This is a genomic window from Streptomyces collinus Tu 365 (assembly GCF_000444875.1).
Lineage (GTDB): Bacteria > Actinomycetota > Actinomycetes > Streptomycetales > Streptomycetaceae > Streptomyces > Streptomyces collinus_A.
The window spans coordinates 8,078,581-8,094,421 of the sequence record NC_021985.1 but is presented as its reverse complement, the minus strand read 5'-3'; the positions used below and the strand labels follow the sequence as shown (position 1 = coordinate 8,094,421).

General features: G+C 71.1%; 11 protein-coding genes. 4 read left to right on the top strand and 7 right to left on the bottom strand.

Annotated elements, in window-relative coordinates; genetic code table 11:
- The first annotated feature begins 89 nt into the window (after positions 1-89).
- Positions 90-449: a hypothetical protein gene (locus B446_RS34635; RefSeq protein WP_020937476.1), complete on the top strand. Its 360-nt coding sequence runs from the start codon at positions 90-92 to the stop codon at positions 447-449.
- A 468-nt stretch (positions 450-917) separates the two neighbouring features.
- Here B446_RS34635 and B446_RS34630 read toward each other — a convergent pair whose 3' ends face one another.
- A complete protein-coding gene (locus B446_RS34630; protein ID WP_020937477.1) occupies positions 918-1,121 on the bottom strand; it encodes a cold-shock protein in 204 nt (67 codons plus the stop codon).
- A gap of 564 nt (positions 1,122-1,685) precedes the next feature.
- On the opposite strand from B446_RS34630, the gene B446_RS34625 reads away from it, so the two are divergent.
- Entirely contained in the window at positions 1,686-2,177 is a 492-nt protein-coding gene (locus tag B446_RS34625) for a hemerythrin domain-containing protein (protein WP_020937478.1), read from the top strand.
- Positions 2,178-2,319: 142 nt separating this feature from the next.
- Here the strand turns inward: B446_RS34625 and B446_RS34620 are convergent, their stop codons facing one another.
- From B446_RS34620 to lanL, 5 genes are all read right to left on the bottom strand, one after another.
- A complete protein-coding gene (locus tag B446_RS34620; RefSeq protein ID WP_020937479.1) occupies positions 2,320-3,189 on the bottom strand; it encodes a class II glutamine amidotransferase in 870 nt (289 codons plus the stop codon).
- Between the two features lie 625 nt (positions 3,190-3,814).
- Positions 3,815-4,615, bottom strand: coding sequence for an ABC transporter permease (locus B446_RS34615; RefSeq protein WP_043477080.1), 801 nt, complete (start codon positions 4,613-4,615; stop codon positions 3,815-3,817).
- A gap of 152 nt (positions 4,616-4,767) precedes the next feature.
- A complete protein-coding gene (locus tag B446_RS34610; protein WP_078614589.1) occupies positions 4,768-5,904 on the bottom strand; it encodes an ABC transporter ATP-binding protein in 1,137 nt (378 codons plus the stop codon).
- A 659-nt stretch (positions 5,905-6,563) separates the two neighbouring features.
- Positions 6,564-6,719, bottom strand: a complete 156-nt coding sequence (locus B446_RS39830) for a VenA family class IV lanthipeptide (protein ID WP_166662914.1) — start codon at positions 6,717-6,719, stop codon at positions 6,564-6,566.
- 44 nt (positions 6,720-6,763) lie between these two features.
- On the bottom strand, positions 6,764-9,832 hold the full coding sequence (gene lanL, locus B446_RS37720) for a class IV lanthionine synthetase LanL (protein WP_020937482.1): 3,069 nt from the start codon (positions 9,830-9,832) through the stop codon (positions 6,764-6,766).
- A 779-nt stretch (positions 9,833-10,611) separates the two neighbouring features.
- Here lanL and B446_RS34600 point away from each other — a divergent pair.
- Together B446_RS34600 and B446_RS34595 are read left to right on the top strand one after the other, a co-directional pair.
- A complete protein-coding gene (locus B446_RS34600; RefSeq protein ID WP_020937483.1) occupies positions 10,612-11,421 on the top strand; it encodes an intradiol ring-cleavage dioxygenase in 810 nt (269 codons plus the stop codon).
- 98 nt (positions 11,422-11,519) lie between these two features.
- Complete coding sequence (locus B446_RS34595) at positions 11,520-14,030, top strand: ATP-binding protein (RefSeq protein WP_063632786.1); 2,511 nt, start codon at positions 11,520-11,522, stop codon at positions 14,028-14,030.
- A gap of 207 nt (positions 14,031-14,237) precedes the next feature.
- Here B446_RS34595 and B446_RS34590 read toward each other — a convergent pair whose 3' ends face one another.
- The gene (locus B446_RS34590) at positions 14,238-15,518 is read right to left on the bottom strand and encodes an MFS transporter (RefSeq protein WP_043477090.1); all 1,281 of its coding nucleotides are present in this window, start codon (positions 15,516-15,518) and stop codon (positions 14,238-14,240) included.
- Positions 15,519-15,841: the final 323 nt, after the last annotated feature.

The following is a 15,841-nucleotide window of genomic DNA, read 5'->3' as shown; positions in this document are numbered from 1 at the left end:
GGCAAGGCCCGGTCTGGGCGGGCCGGCTCGGCGTCCTCGTCCCAGGCCACCGCCCCGCCGCCCTGACACAGGGCATAAAATCCGGTCCCATGCCGAAGCCTGACGAGCTGATCATTGACATCGCCGCCCTTGTGGAGTCCGGGCAGAGCAGTCAGATGTCCCTGACCGTGGTCACCGGTGGTGCCGTCATCACCGGCCGGCTGGCCCCTGAAGCCATGTGGAGGCAACGGGTGAGGGAGGTACTGACCGACTCCGCCCAACTGAGCGATTTCTCCGCCGTCTTCGACCACCCCGCCAGGCAGGCCGGACCGCCCACACACCTGCACTTCCACCTCGCCCGGATCCTGCAGGGCCCGGTAGGGATCCCGGAGACGGGCGGAATGTACCGCGTCGCGATCGACGACGTCAGCGCCTGGACCGTAGGCGACTTCAGCTACTTCGACCACTGACCCACCCCGACCCGACACCCAGCACAACCCCGGACCGGCCGGCCCGGGCCGACCCCGGACCGGACCGGACCGAGCCGGACCGGGCCGGGCAGGGCCGGGCAGGGCCGGACCGGACCGGACCGGCCCGGCCCCCCTGCCCAGCTCACACCCCCCCGCGCAACGGAACTTCCTCGATGCGGCACATCTCAAAAAATTTCCACAGCGATGAGCAGCACGAGTAATTGCAAGAACGGGCCGGTAAAACGCGACAGCGCCTATCTGCCCGGCGGAAAATCCGCGCGGGCGCGGGCGCTGAAATGAGTGACGCGATGCGGACGCACGGACGCAAGGTTCGGGGCCTTCCGCCTATGCAGTGAGCCTACGAATCTCCTGATCGCTGTCCACAGGTGAGACCACCGGCGGAAACGCGCGTAGCTGGGGCCCGCACCCCGAAGGATGCGGGCCCCAGCTACACAGTGCGCGTGAGCGTCAGGCGAGAACGATGTTCTCGGCCGTCAGGCCCTTCTGGCCCTGCGCGATGTCGAAGGTCACCTTCTGGCCCTCGATCAGCTCACGGAAGCCCTGGGCGGCAATGTTCGAGTAGTGGGCGAACACGTCAGCGCCACCACCGTCCTGCTCGATGAAGCCGAAGCCCTTTTCCGCGTTGAACCACTTCACGGTGCCAGCAGCCATGTCATTTCTCCTTCGGGGGCAGTGCCTCGGCGTCCGCACCTCGCGGACACCGTGTCGCCGCGATGATCACCCCGCCCGGAAAAAAACCGGATATACAAAAGTGCCTTCCAGCGGCACGTGACCGTCCGGAGAGCACCTGAAGTTTCGGGAACCACAACTGCAACTGAGATCGACAGTAGCACGCCGCAGCGGCCTGCGCGTGGTGAAGAAATCCACTCCACATACTGGGGCAGACAATCTGTCCGCATGTCCCGTTGAAATCTGAGCCCGCGGGTACAGATATTGATCCGGCCGGATCAAAACGTTTTGTGAACATGGACGCGCCATGGACACCTGTCACGCGTCTGCACCGCGCTGCGCCGCTCCCCCGTCCGCACCCGGTACAGCACCCCGCCGGTCCCGCGCAGCGGCGAAGTCCGCCGCCCCTCGGCAGTGGCGAGGGAGGGCAAGACCGGCCCGGGGGGCTCCCCACTCACCGGTTCCGGTGAGTCGAAGTCATCAACGCCGGTGGCGGGGGTAGCAGGTAAGAGCTCTCAACCGTTCGCACGAAAGTGGTGCCCCGTCATGGCCGAAACCAGGGACGTCGTCGAGCTCATCCTCCAGGACCACCGCCGGATGGAGGACCTGTTCCGCCTGATGCGCAGCGTCGAGGCCGACCGGGCCGGTGCGCTGAAGGAGTTCGCGGACCTGCTGATCGCGCACGCGCAGGCCGAGGAGGCCAAGGTCTATCCCGCCCTGAAGCGGTACAAGAACATCGACGACGATGAGGTCGAGCACGGCGAGCACGAACACGACGAGGGCAACCAGGCCCTGCTCGACCTGCTCGAGGTGGACGAGGTCGGCTCCGAGGAGTGGGACTCCAAACTGGAGGAACTGGTGGAAGCCGTCACCCACCACGCCGACGAGGAAGAACGCACCATCCTCAACGGCGCGCGGGAGAACGTGGCGATGCAACGGCGCGAGGAACTGGGCACGGCGTTCTGGGAAGAACGCGAGCGGCAGCTGAAGAGCGACTGCGGCTCGGTCGACAACGTACGCCGCATCGTGGGCTCCTGACCCCCAGCCCCTGCCGGGACGGGCTGTCTCAGCCCGTCCCGGCGTAGCCCGGCCCGGTTCGGGCGCCCCCTTCGTCCCCCAGGGGGCCAGTGAGCGCCCGGCGGGAGGGGGTGGGGGCGCGTGCCGGTTGCGTCGATTGCGGCTAGGCGGCCTTCTGGGAGGCGGCCGCGGCGGGATGCAGGTCCTCCAGTGTGAGCTGGTGGGCGGGAGCGTCGGGGAGCACGGTCTCGCGGGTGAGGTGGAGATGGGGGTCGGCGTGGAGGAGTTCGCCGGGTTCCAGCGGCCGCCAGTGAGGGTTGTCGTCCATGCGTTCGCTGGCGACGACCACGGCGGGATGGTCGGCCAGGTGGGAGGAGTGGACGCGCATACGGCCGTGGCTGCCGCTGTGGTCCAGGTGCCGGCTGCCGTGCTCTCCCCCGGCCTGCCGCTGAAGGACGTACAACTCGTGGGTGTCCGGGTAACGCAGCGCCCACAGATCCCCGGGAGTGATGAGGATCAGGTTCAGGGCGTAGAGGGGCAGGTTCGCGGCGATCCAGCCGGCGGCCTCACGGATGCCCGCGCCGACGTCGCCGCCGTGCCGGCGTATCTCGCGGGTGATCAGCGCGAAGAACCTCTCGGAGTCGGTGTCCCCCCGCACCAGTGACCGGTCCCCGCCCAGGTGGTCATCGAGCCGGTCCAGACCCTCGATGACCCCGTTATGAGCGAAGAGCCGCCCGTCCTGCTCGAAGGGATGGGTGTTGCGCATCTCCAGACTGCCAGTGGAGGCGAAACGGACATGGGCGACAAACGTCTGCGACTCCTCCTGACGGGCCTCCTCGGCGAAAGCCCGGTCCCGGTAGGCGGCGACAGGGGCCTTGTCCACCCGCGGGGTGCCGTCGGCGGCGAAATATCCCAGGCCCGTGCCGTCGGGGTCACGGTGGCTTTGCCGGCTCAGGCTGTCGGGGGCGTCCAGCAGCCAGAACGTGGCATGAGTGCGCAGCGGGGCACTGCTGAGACCGAAAAGGCGGCACATGATTCCTCCAGGGTGTGTGCCGAAAGTGCCCCCGAGACCAGGAGATGAACCCGCCAGGACCGATCCGGATACGACACCGTGGCCGCCCCTTCTACCCGGCAGAGATACCGCGACCAGGGGCTGAAGCTGCCAGGACCGGCCCGGGACCGGCGGAACGGTCCAGCTTCGACGCCGGCGGCCGGCCCTCCGCCGGATCCGGCATTCCTGCCGGCGGAGGGCCGGCCGCCGGCAGGAATGCCGGATCCGGCGGGAAAAGGAGGCCAGCGGTTTGCCCGGGGGGGGCGTGCGTGGCCTGCGGCTCTCCCGCGTCGCTGGGGGTCTTCGCCATCGGCGCGTCCCTTTCGCAGGCGTGCTCGGATGCCGGCCGGTCCTCCCCCGGGTCATTTTGTCATGTGCCACGCCGACAGGGCGGGCACAGGACGGCGGCGCCCGGCTGCGGACGGGCGGACCACCGGGCAGGGCCGCCCGGCCGGGCGGCGGACGTGGTCGGCCGGCGGGCACGTCGCCTCGTCGGCGCGAGGCGGGCGAGGCAGGTCTGCATGCCTGGTGGGCGGCGTGGGCGGGTCGGTGTGCGAAGCGGGTGTGATGCCGGGGGGGCAAAGGGTGTGGGGGCGGGTCCGGGGGGTTATTCGGGGCGGCTGAAGCGGTGGGCGGCCCAGAGCAGCGCGGTGGCGCCGCCGGCCAGCAGGAGCGCGCCCTCCAGGAGCAGTGGGGGCTGCCAGCCGGACCATGTGATGCCCGCGGTGGTGGCCGCCTGGTGCCCTGCGCGCAGCGCGATGCAGCGGCGCAGCAGGTCCACGCCGTAGGCGAGCGGGTTGACGGCGGCCAGGGTGTGGGCCCATCCGGGCAGGTTGTGCAACGGGAAGAAGCCGCCGGACAGGAACAGCAGCGGCATCATCACCAGGCCGAGCAGCATGTGGAAGGCCTCGGGCCGGTCGATGCTCACGGCCAGCAGCAGGGACAGGGCCGTGACGGTGAAGGAGGCCAGGATCATGCCGGCCAGGAGCAGCGCCAGCAGGAGTGGGTCGTAGGGCAGACCGACGGCGCCGGCCAGGGTGAGCAGGACGGTTCCCTGGACGGTGGAGACCAGGGTGCCTCCGGCGCAGCTGCCGATCAGGAGGGTGGGCCGCGCGACCGGGGCCATCAGCAGTTCCCGCAGGTAGCCGCTCTGCCGGTCGGTGATCAGGCGGACACCGACGATGATGGCCGGTGCCTGCACCGTCATCATCAGCATGCCCGGGAAGAGGTAGGCCTGGTAACCGACGCCGAGCGAGGAGTCGGGGATCAGCGCGGCCAGACCACCGCCCAGGGCGAAGAGGTAGAGCACCGGCTGGAGCAGCATCAGCGCGGTGTGGGTGGGCTGGGCCGCCATGCGCAGCAGATCACGATGGACCAGAGCGTGCACCGCGCGCAGTTCATGAGACAGCAGTGACCCGGACCCGCGACCGGCCCGACCGGACCCACCGGAAGGACCAGAGGTTCCGGAAGACCCAGACCCACCGGGAGCACCGGAGGCCTTGGGGGGGTGAGGGGTGTGAGGGGTGTTGGAGGCTTCCGGGGCCGGGAGGGCGGGCGCGGTCATGGGGCCTCCTGGGCGGCCGCCGGCGCGGTCGCGGACGCTGCCGGGTGGGAGCGGGGGGTGTGGATGCTGCGGCCGGTGTGGTGGAAGAAGACGTCGTCGAGCGTGGGCGGGGTCGCGGACGCGGCATGCACCGCGATGCCGTGGTCCGCCAAAGCCGCGCACAACCGGGGGATCCAGGCACTGCCGTCGGGCAGACGCAGGGACAACCCCCCGGCGTCCAGAGTGACGGCAGACCCCGCGGACACAGCCCCGCTCACGGTCCGGTCCTCAGCCCGGTCCTCAGCCCGGTCCTCAGCCCGGTCCACGGCCCGGCGCACGGCCTGGTCCACAGCCCGGTTCACGACGTGGCAGGCCGCGGTGTCGTCGCCGGTGTGCAGCACCAGCCGGTCCTCGCCGATCTCGGCCTTCAGCGCGTGGGGGGTGCCCTCGGCCACGAGCCGGCCGTGGTCGAGGATGCCCAGGCGGTCGCAGTTCTCCGCCTCCTCCAGGTAGTGGGTGGTGATGAACAAGGTGCTGCCGTGCTGCTCGCGCAGGGCGCGCAGGTGCTGCCAGACCTGGGCGCGGGCGTGCGGGTCGAGACCGGTGGTCGGCTCGTCGAGGAACAGCACCTGGGGTGCGTGCAGCAGACCGCGGGCCAGTTCCAGACGGCGGCGCATCCCCCCGGAAAGGGTGCGCACCGGGGAGCGGCGGCGGTCGGCCAGAGCGACGGCCTCGAGCATCTCGGTCACGCGCAGGCGGGCCTGGCGGCGACGCAGCCCGTACAGGCGGGCGTGGATGTGCAGGTTCTGCTCGGCCGTCAGGTCGGGGTCCAGGGCGCTGTGCTGGAAGAGCATGCCGACCCGCCGCCGTACCTGCTCCGGCCGCTCGAGGACGTCCGCGCCCGCCACCATGGCCTGTCCGGCGGTGGGACGGGCCAGGGCACACAGCAGGGCGAGGGTGGTGGACTTGCCTGCACCGTTGGGGCCGAGGAAGGCGTAGGTCTCGCCCTGGAACACCTCCAGATCCAGGCCATCAACAGCGCGCGTGACACTCCCCTCCGGACCCGCGTAGCTCTTGACCAGACCACGGGTACGGATGGCGGGCGCCGGCCGGACGGCACGCCCCCCGTCCTCCACAACCATGCCCACACCCATACCCGGAGCAGCACCCGCACCCGGAGCAGTACCCGAGGCGGCATCCGGCACGGTGGGCCGCCCGGCGTCCGGGCCGGTGCCCGGGCCAGGGTCCAGGTCGGTGAGCGCGGTGGTGCCCGGGGCGGTGAGCGCGGTGGCGCCTGGCCCGGTACCCGGGCCAGGGTCGGGGGGCCGGTCCCGGGCAACGAGCGGCACGGCGCCCGGAGCGGTGCCTGGGCCGACGTCCGGAGCGGTGCCCGAGGCGGTGCCCGGGGCGGTGCTCGGCTTGGCGTCGAAAGCGGCGCTCAAGGCAGGGTCCGGTGTGGCGGAATGCCCGGCATCCGGCGCGGTGCCCGGGCCAGCGCCTGGGTCGATGGTCAGCGCGGCGCCCGCCGCGGTACCCGGGCCGGGGTCCGGGGCGGTGGGCGGGTCGGGGTCGGTGGGCGGGGTGGTGGTGAGTGGGGCGGTACCGGGTGTGGTGGTCGGGGGGGTTGGTCGGGTGCGGGCGGTGTCACCGGCAGGTGCCTGCATGGTCGGCTCCTCGTCCACGGGGGTGTCGTGCGCGGGCCTGCGGGCCGCAGCGTGCCGGCTGTGGCGGTACGGGGTGCGGAGTGCGGGCGGCCTGCGCTCCGGCCGGCGGCTCCCCCTGTCGGGGGCTGCCGCCGGCCGGAGGTTCTCGGCTAGGCGCAGCTGATGCCCACGCAGACGGTGTTGAGCAGCGTCAGCAGGCCGACGCAGGCGCACGTCCCGGAGTACGAGGCTCCGTCGAAGTCGACCGGGTCGGTCTCCGGAAGGGCGTGCAGGTGGGCCAGCAGCTCGAGGGTCTGGTTCTCCATGACATTCTCCTTCTTCGTGCGATGGCGACAGGGGGCCCTGTCGCTCAGCCCGGCTGCTGGACCATCCAGTGCCGGGAGTCGTGGTGGCGGGTCCTGAGCAGGAACGCCAGGATTCCCGCGGCGCCGTCGCTCCAGCTCGTGGAGATCTCCCCGTACTCGTTGGGGAAGACGACGTGGGTGGTGCGGCGGGCCCGTTCACAGACCAGGAGACGGGCCAGTTCCTCGGCCATCGCGTGGTAGGCGGACTCGCCGGTGGCCTCGGCCATATCGAGGAGGAAGTCACCGTTGCCCGCCAGTCCGTGGCACTGGGCGACGGCGGCGCGTGAGGCGCGTTCCATGACGGCGTGTGCGGCGCCGCGGGCCAGATCGGCGTACCGGCCGTCGCCGGTGCGCTGCCACAGCCGGATCAGGAACGAGCCGATACCGGCCGAGCCGTGACACCAGTACGGCGCGGTGGGCGGGTCCGTGGCCTGGGCCGGCCACTGCACTGCTTCACCGACCCTCACCGCGTGAGCCACCAGGTGCTCCCCCGCGGCAACAGCCAGCTCCAGATGCTCCGGCCGCTCTGAGACGTCCGCGGCCGCCAGGAGGAAGCTGCCGATGCCGGCCGAGCCGTGCGCGAAACCCAGGTAGCGTTTGCCGGCCTCCTGCGACACCGCCTCCGCCGGAACCGGCCAGCTCACCCCCGACGGCTCGGCCTGAGCCGCGGCGGCCAGCCGGTCCGCGGCGGCGGTGACCAGTTCGGCCAGCCGCTCATCACCGGTGCGCTGCCACAGGTGGGCGGCGGCCAGACCACTGCCCGCGGTGCCATGGGTGATGTCATGACTGGCAGTCGGCTCCACCGCAGCCAGAGCCAACGCCAGCGCATGGTCCGTCAACCGCCGCTCGGCCACCGCACGGCCCGCCTCGTACAACGCCCACGCGGTCCCCCGGCCGCCGAAATGCAGACCCGGACGAATGGCGCGGGTGTCCGTACGGGCGGCGATCCAACGACCCGCGGTCGAGATCACCTCCGGCAGACGCGGGTCGCCGGTGAGCTCGAAACACCGGGTCAAAACCGCCAGTACACCTGCCGCGCCCTGCTGCACCGTGCACGGACCCGTCTCCCCCGCCAACGTCGACACCGGCCACAACCGCACCCCGCCCTCCGGGGCCATCGTGTCGAGGAGATGCTCCACCATCCCGGCGGCCGCGGCCTCGACCACCGTGTCCGACCCGGCCACCGACGCCACCCCACCAACGGGAACAGCAGCAGAAGCGGATACGGGCACGGGGGCGGAGGCGGGATACCTCGGATGCGACAGGCTCCCGCCCTGCCGGGACAAGCCCGTACCGCCTGGCTTCCCCTCCGCGCTGTCCACGGGCAGGGCGACCACGCCCCCGGGCAGGCCGCTCCCGCGCCGCGCCGGATCCGCGCCGTCCTCTGGCGGGGTTCTCGTCCCGGGTGAGGGCAGGTCCACGCCGTCTTGGGGCAGGGCTTTGGTCCCGAATCCAGGCAGTCCCGTGCCGCCCCCGTGCAGGGTTTCCGTCCCGGGTGAGGGCAGGGTGGTCCTTTGCCCGGGCTGGCCGCTCTCGTGTCCCGGCAGGCCCGTGCCGCCCTCGCCGTCCCTGGGCAGAGTTTCGGTCCCGAGTGGGGGCAGGATGGCCCCGGCCGGGGGCAGGGCGCGGTGGAGTGCTTCGCGTGCTCGGTCGGGGTCCCAGCGTGCGCCGGGATCGTCCTTCATCAGGTTGAGGATCATGTCCTGCAGGCCGCCGGGCAGGCGGAGCCTGGGGGCGCAGGCGGCCAGCCACTGCTCCAACCGCTCCTCGGCCGCAGTGGTGTCGGGCTCCTCGGGCAGCAGCTGGGGCACCTTGCCGGCGAGAACGAAACACACGGTGGCGCCGAGACTGTAGTAGTCGGCCGTCGGACAGACCGCGGCGTCCTTGAGGCGTTCGGGGGCGCTGAACCCGGGGGTGCCGACACGGGTCGGGAGCATGACCTCGTCGGTCAGCACGGCGAGTTCCAGGTCGATCAGGCGCAGTTCGCCGTCGGGGCGGACCATGACGTTGCCGGGGGTGAAGTCCCTGAGCACGCAGCCGCAGGCATGCGCCGCCGCAACCAGGTCCACCAGCCGTTCGACCTGGGCGAGCGCCTCCACCCGGTAACGTGCGGCGCCGACGTCCCGGAACCGCTCCGCGACCCAGGTCCGCAAAGGCACACCCGGCACCTCCTCCTGGGCGAGGAACACATGCCCGCCGATCTCGAACACCGCGAGCGGCTCGGGCGCCAGCCCGGTGTGCTTGAGTTTCTCCAGGATCCGGGCCTCGGCCCGCAGCCAGTCACGCACATCGGAGCCGGCCATATCGCCCTCGACGTGCGGCCGCGCCTCCTTGATCACCACCGGGGCGGACGTGGTGACGTCCGTACCGCGGTAGACACCGCCCTTGTTGGTGTGCCGGATCGCTTCCCGCACCGCGAACCGGCCCCCCAACAAAACCGGCCCACTCGGTGGCTCGGTCCGGCGGGGCGGGGCCGGCACCGACGCCGGGAACGGACTGACGGCCCACGGCGGCGGACAGTACTGCCCGGTGCGTTTGTCCTCCACCGGGTTGCCGTCGGGGTCCTCGATGAACCACACCAGCAGCCCCTGCTCCGACACCCGCCGCCGGCCAACGAACGCGCCGTAGCGGTAATGCACCAGACTCTGCGGCGCATACGGCTGATCGGACAGGATCCGCGGACCGGCCAAACCTGCCGTCGCCCGGTGCAGTGCGAGCGCCACCCGCGCCGCCGCCTCGTCCGAGGGCGGATAGACGGTGATGAACTTCCCCGCACTCCCCCGCGGCGTCGCCCGGGAATTCAGCGCACTCACCTGCTCGAGCGAGCGCACGAACTTGAATCCCGACTCCTCCCCCAGCAGCACGTCCAAAGCCCTGACAAGGACCTGCGGTGCGGACACGGACGTCGCCGACACATGCAGCTTCCAGCCCTGCCGCAGCCGCATCCCGCACGCAGGGGTGAGCCGGCACCACACCTCACCCGCATCCACCGTCCACCGCGCGCCGGTGCCGGTCGCCTCCAACGCCCGCCGGCAAAGACTTTCGAGGTCGACTCCGGTCGCGTGGCTCGTCATATACGTTCCCCCTCAAACGGCAACAACCGCCGGCTGGAATACGCCCTCAGCACACAAAGAACGTACAGCCCCCACCCGGAAAACGTCACCGAAACCAGCGAGCGCACAAAGCTATAACGACAGAAGATAGCGCAGACCGGCGCACCCACCAGGCGCACAAACCCTCACCACGGCTTTAAATAATCCACCCGTTCGAAGGCACCACCACCATAAACACGAGAAAACAAACCAGAAAACCGAACACACCCCCACCCCCAAATAGCCCCCCACCAGTATCTTTGCCCCCACAAACAACCATCACCAACCCCAGCCACCCCAACCCTCGACACCCGACCCGCACGGTTCACGAAATAGGCGCGGACCGAGTTCGAATTCCACCACCACCCACCCGAAGAAACACAAGAAAACGAAACTGCATGCACGGCCGGACCCAGCAACCCCACCCGTACCCGACACGAAAAACACCAGACACCGAAAGGCCGGTCAACACTCAAAAACGACTCACAAAACGAACCAGAACCTTCGGGACCCGGCCCGCCCCTAAAGGCAACAGGTCGTCGGCAGTTCCAGAAACACCGGCTCGCCGTGCAGCCAGGTGCTGTCTCACGAGGGGAGGCAGGCGGGACGCCCCGCCCACCGGCGGGTCGGCTCCGGTGCCACGACGCAGTTCCGGTCGCGGCACCGGGGCCGGCGGGCACCCGCACGAGTTTCGTAACGCGTCCGATCTCGTCGCTCGTCCGAGCGATCCGGTGGAACGTCGTGCGCGCCATGGTCGCTGCATGACTGACACCCCCTACCCCAACGCCGCGGACCCGCAGCGCGCTCCCGAGCCGGGCGAGGCGCCCGGCACCAGCCGCAGGTCCGTCATCGCCGCCCTCGGCGGCGCCGCGCTCGGCTTGGCCGCAGTGGGACTCGCCGCCACGCAGAGCGCGGCCGCGGCGCCCCTGAGCGCGAACCGGTCCACTCCCCCGCTCGCCGCGGCGTGCGTCCTCACGCCCGAGCAGACCGAGGGCCCCTACTACCTGGACCTGGAGCGGGTCCGCAAGGACATCACCGAGGGCAAGGCCGGCGTTCCGCTGACCCTGCGCGTCACGGTCATAGACAGCACCACGTGCGCCACGCTGCCCAACACGGCCGTCGACATCTGGCACTGTGACGCGCTGGGGATCTACTCCGGCTACGTCGCAGGCGGATCCACCCCGGACACGACCTTCCTGCGCGGTGTGCAGCTGACCGACGCGTCCGGGGTCGCGGAATTCACCACCGTCTACCCGGGTTGGTACGTCGGCCGGGCCCTCCACATCCACGTCAAGACGCACGCCGGCGGCACCGTCTCCAACGGGACCTATCACGGAGGCCATGTCTCCCACACCGGCCAGCTCTACTTCCCGGAGACGTACAACACCAGGGTCGCCGCCCTGTCGCCCTACCGGAACAACACGGCCACGCGCACGCTCAACGCGAGGGACGGCATCTACCGCAACGGCGGTTCGGCCACCTTGTTGGCCCTCACCCAGACGGGCAGCGACCTGAGCAAGGGCGTGACCGGGACCGTCGTACTCGGGATCGACCCCACCGCCACACCCTGACGGTCGATCAGGGCGCGGCGGCCGAGCCCGGCCGCCGCGCGCACCGCCCACTCGCCACGCATGGTTTCGGCACGAGAACGCACGGCCAGGAATCGGGGATGAGCCGGAGTCGAACGTGCGAGGTATGCGGTACGACGCTGATCACGAGGCCGCAGGGCGGCCGGCCGGCTCGCTACTGTTCCAACGCCTGTCGGCAGCGGGCTCTCCGGTGGCGGACGGCAGCGCGGGACGCCTTCCGGACCCAGGGCGCCGCGTCGGTCGCGGCCCCCACCACAGCACCCGCTGCGGCGACCGCAGCAACCCGTGGCCGCGCCCTGCCGCCGGCGCTCGACTCCTTCGTGGGCCGGCGGCAGGAGTTGTCGGGCCTGCGCGCGCTGCTCAGGAGCACACGGCTGCTCACGCTGACAGGGGCGGGCGGTGTGGGCAAGACGCGGCTGGCGCTGGAGTTCGCCAGAAACATGTCCAGCCGGTACGCCCGGCTCGACCTGGTGGAGCTCGACGCGCTGCGGGACGGCGCGACTCTGACGCAGTTCGTGGCCGCCGCGCTGGGCGTGGGCGAACGGGCGGGCCGTACGGGGGTCGACGTCCTGGTCCGTGCCATCGGTGATGCCTCCCGGCTGCTGCTTCTGGACAACTGCGAGCATCTCGCCGAGCCGTGCGCCCGGCTGGTCGTGACCCTGCTGGGCCGCTGCCCCCGGCTGCGGATCCTGGCCACGAGCCGTGAGGCACTGCGGGTGCCCGGAGAGACCGTGTTCCGGGTCGGCGAGCTGTCCCTGCCGCCGGCTGACGCCGGGGACGACGTGACGGCCCTGCTGCGGGCGGACGCGGTGCGGCTGTTCGTGGAACGCGCGGCGCACCGCTCGCCGGGGTTCACGCTCGACCGGACCAACGGCCCGCTGGTCGCGGAGATCTGCCGACGGCTGGACGGCCTGACGCTCGCCGTGGAACTCGCGGCCGGTCACATCGGCGCCCTCGCGCCGGGCGACATCCTCGCCGGCCTGGACGGCCAGGCGTCCCAGCTGGATCTCCTGACCGGTGGCAGCAGGACCGGGCCCCCGCGGCACAGCGGGCTCGCCACCACCGTCGACTGGAGCCACCGGCTGCTGGATCCGGCGGAACAGGCCGTCTTCCGGCGCCTCGCGGTCCTCGGCGGAGGGTTCGATCTGGCCGCGGCACGCTCGGTGTGCGCCGGCGGCGGCGTCGGACCGCGAGAGGTCCTGCCCCTCCTGTGCGCGCTCGAGGCGAAGTCACTGATCGTACGGCTGCCGGGGGACGCGGCGCCCACCCGCTTCCGGCAGCTCGGTGTCACCCGCGCCTACGCCATGGAACGTCTGCGCGCATCCGGCGAGTTGGGCCCCACCCTGCGCAGCGCGCTCGGGTGGCTCCAGGAGGTGGCCGGGCGTGATCGTGGGGATGTGTTCGCCGACCAGGCGAACAGCCCGCTGACGGCGGAACGGGACAACCTCGCCTCGGTGCCGGCCCACATCACCGGCCAGGACGAGACCACGCGGGTACGGCTGGCCCTGGAGCTGGCCCGGGTGCACTACCAGCAGGAGCGACCGTCAGCCGCGGGCGCGCTGCTGAGCGGACTGCTGCGAGAGCCCGGCGGCCGGGCACTGGGCGGTGAGGTGGCCGCGCTCGCCGCACGCGTGGCCGCCCAGCAGGCCGACCCGCACCGAGCGCTGTCCCTGGGCCAGCGGGCGGTGCACCTGGAGCGGCGGCGTCACGTGCCCGCCGGGCTCGCCAACGCACTCGACGCCAGGGCCGCGGCGTGGCTGTGTCGCGGCGCGTTCACCGAGGCCGTCACGGATCTGCGCGCGTGCGTGGACGTCGTCGTCCCGCTCGGCTCGCCCGAGGACGTCGCGTGGTGCACCCAGCACCTGGCCTGGGCACTGCTCCAAGCGGGACGGGAGGGCGAAGCCGACGAGCTGATGGCGGATTGCCTTCCGGTGCTCAGGGAGCAGGCGCCCTGGCCCCGGGCCGCAGCCGCGCTGCACACCGCGGGCGCCGTACGGCTGGCTCTGGGGCAGTTGGAGAGCGCCGAGGCCCTCTTCACCGAAGTGCTGCGCATCGCCCCCGGGGGGAGCTTCCACGCGCTGTACCCCGTAGAGGGCCTGGCATTGGTGGCCGCAGAGAGCGGCGACATGCAGCGCGCCCTGCGGTTGTGCGAGGCGAGCGCGCAGGCGCGACGCCTGCTGGACACCGAGCCCGAGGCGCCCTGGCGGCGCAGGATCGAGCAGGCGGCGGCCGGCGCCCGGACTCGCCTGACGACGGCGGCGCGGGAGGCCGCGGTCGTCGGCGCTCGCAAGCTGCGCGGGGACCGGCTCGTCGCCTACGCCCTGCGGACAGGCAGCGGTGAGCAGGTCCGGCGGGGGCCGCAGACCACGGGGGCCGAGGACGAGCGGTGGCGGCTGACCGCCAGGGAGTCCATGGTGGTCGAACTCGTCGCGAAGGGGCTGACCAACCGGCAGATCGCAGGCGAACTTGGACTTTCGGCGCATACGGTCGCCACGCACCTGGACAGGGTGCGCGACAAGGTCGGTCTTCGCTCACGCACACAGATCGCTCTGTGGTTCGGTCGAAGAGAGGCGGAAACTTCGGTTCCCTGACATCCGTCACGCCGCCACGCCTCAACGCCCTACCGCGAACGGGGATGCTGCACAGGGCAGGACAGCCAGCCTCCCGCGAGGCCCAACGAGACTGATCACCTCGGCGCTGACGGTGCAACGCCATCAAAAGGCCATTGGCCCGGACGCAGCCCCTGAGCACCACTCTCCCACCCCGGCAGAGCCGCATGACTGCAATCGACGAAGCCGCTACGCGGAGGGACTGTCCGTGGCTGGCGACGGAGCCGCTTCCGTCGTGGGCGCCGGAACATTCCCCGTGGAGGTGCGTTCCCTCCGCCATGGCAGGAGCAACGCGCTCGCCATACACAACAGCCCAGCGATGAGCAGGGCGCCGCGGACGCCGACCCGGGCGGCGATGAGGCCGCCAGCGATCATGAAGGCGGCCTGGCACGTCTTCGAGCCGACGGACCACGATGTTCCGACGCGGGACATGAAAGCGTCCGGTGTGGCCGCCATGCGATACGTGGTGAACGACGGATTGAAGACCCCGGCGGAGAAGAGCAGGCCGAAGTCGGCGGCCACGATGACGCACACGCCGAGGGCACCGGAGGGCGTCAGTGGCAGCAGGATCGTCCAGAGCGTCCGCGTAACACCGGACAGCAACAGAATGCGGCGCCGTCCGACTCGCTGAGTGAGCAGCGGAGCCAAGCGTGAGCCCAGCACGCCGCCCAGGCACGGCAGCCCCAGGACAAGTCCGTACTGCCACGGTGCCAGGCCAAGGTCATTCAGCATGAGGACGGCCATCAGTGGTGACGTCATCATGATGGATCCACCGAAGAGCAGCGCGTTGAAGAACAGCGGCCGAAGTCCTGGGTGCCGCAGGAGGTACTGCCACCCGGCAGCGATGTCGCGGCCCAGGTGACAGATGGCGGCGTGGGCCAGGGGCTCGGGTTCGGGCTGCCGGATACGACGGATACCCAGGGCCGATCCGAGGAAGGACAGCGCGTCGACCACCATCGTGGCGGCCGTGCCCCATGCCCCGATGAGAAGCCCGCCCACGGGCGGCCCGGCACTGACGCTGATCCAGTTGGTCGTCTCGAACAAGCTGTTGGCACGAAGGCGGTGCTCAGGCAGGACAAGTGTCTTCAGATGCGCGCCACTCGCCGCTTCGAACGCCACAGACGCCGCCGTCTGGAGAACGCCTACGACGCACAACTGGGCGTAGGTGAGCACGCCGAAAGCCAGGGCGACCGGAACACTCGCCAGCAGAACGCAGCGGGCCAGGTCAGCGGTGACCATGACCGGCCGCTTGTACCGGTGCTCGATGGCCACACCGAGCGGCAGAGCGATCACTGCACTGGCCACGGCAGACAACGCGGCGAGCAGAGAGACCTGGAACGCAGAGGAGTCCAGCACCAGGAGGGCAACCAACGGCAATGCCCCCATGCCGACGGCGCTGCCCGCCGCGCTGACCGCGTAGGCACCCCACAACTGCCGGAAGTCCCGCCCGAGCGTGCTCCGCCGTACCAACCGAACCTCCCGAGGCGTGAAGACGCTCAGCGTAGTGACCCGGACCCACCACCGCGTGAACAAGACAGCACCATGCGCACCGAAGAGCTGAGACCAGGAAGACGTGCTCAGCTGTGCGGGGTGTACCAGGGCACCAGGCGCAGCAGGAGGTCGAGGGTGGTGCGGGAGGTGGCGGTGGGGGGCGAGCCGCGGCGAGGGCGACGGTGGCGGTGAGAGCGCCCAGCACGGCCGCGAGGAGGGCCAGGAGGCGCACCAGGTGGCCGGGGGGTGCTGGCCGGCCGTGACGGCTCCGGTCAGGAGCATGGTGGTGAGGACGGTGATAG

Bases quoted from the DNA above. Each gene is read 5' to 3' on its own strand.
- B446_RS34620 (WP_020937479.1), bottom strand. From the start codon at position 3,189: ATGTGCCGCCTTTTCGGTCTCAGCAGTGCCCCGCTGCGCACTCATGCC.
- B446_RS34595 (WP_063632786.1), top strand. From the start codon at position 11,520: ATGAGCCGGAGTCGAACGTGCGAGGTATGCGGTACGACGCTGATCACG.
- lanL (WP_020937482.1), bottom strand. From the start codon at position 9,832: ATGACGAGCCACGCGACCGGAGTCGACCTCGAAAGTCTTTGCCGGCGG.
- B446_RS34630 (WP_020937477.1), bottom strand. From the start codon at position 1,121: ATGGCTGCTGGCACCGTGAAGTGGTTCAACGCGGAAAAGGGCTTCGGC.
- B446_RS34635 (WP_020937476.1), top strand. From the start codon at position 90: ATGCCGAAGCCTGACGAGCTGATCATTGACATCGCCGCCCTTGTGGAG.
- B446_RS34625 (WP_020937478.1), top strand. From the start codon at position 1,686: ATGGCCGAAACCAGGGACGTCGTCGAGCTCATCCTCCAGGACCACCGC.
- B446_RS34610 (WP_078614589.1), bottom strand. From the start codon at position 5,904: ATGGGTGTGGGCATGGTTGTGGAGGACGGGGGGCGTGCCGTCCGGCCG.
- B446_RS34600 (WP_020937483.1), top strand. From the start codon at position 10,612: ATGACTGACACCCCCTACCCCAACGCCGCGGACCCGCAGCGCGCTCCC.
- B446_RS39830 (WP_166662914.1), bottom strand. From the start codon at position 6,719: ATGGAGAACCAGACCCTCGAGCTGCTGGCCCACCTGCACGCCCTTCCG.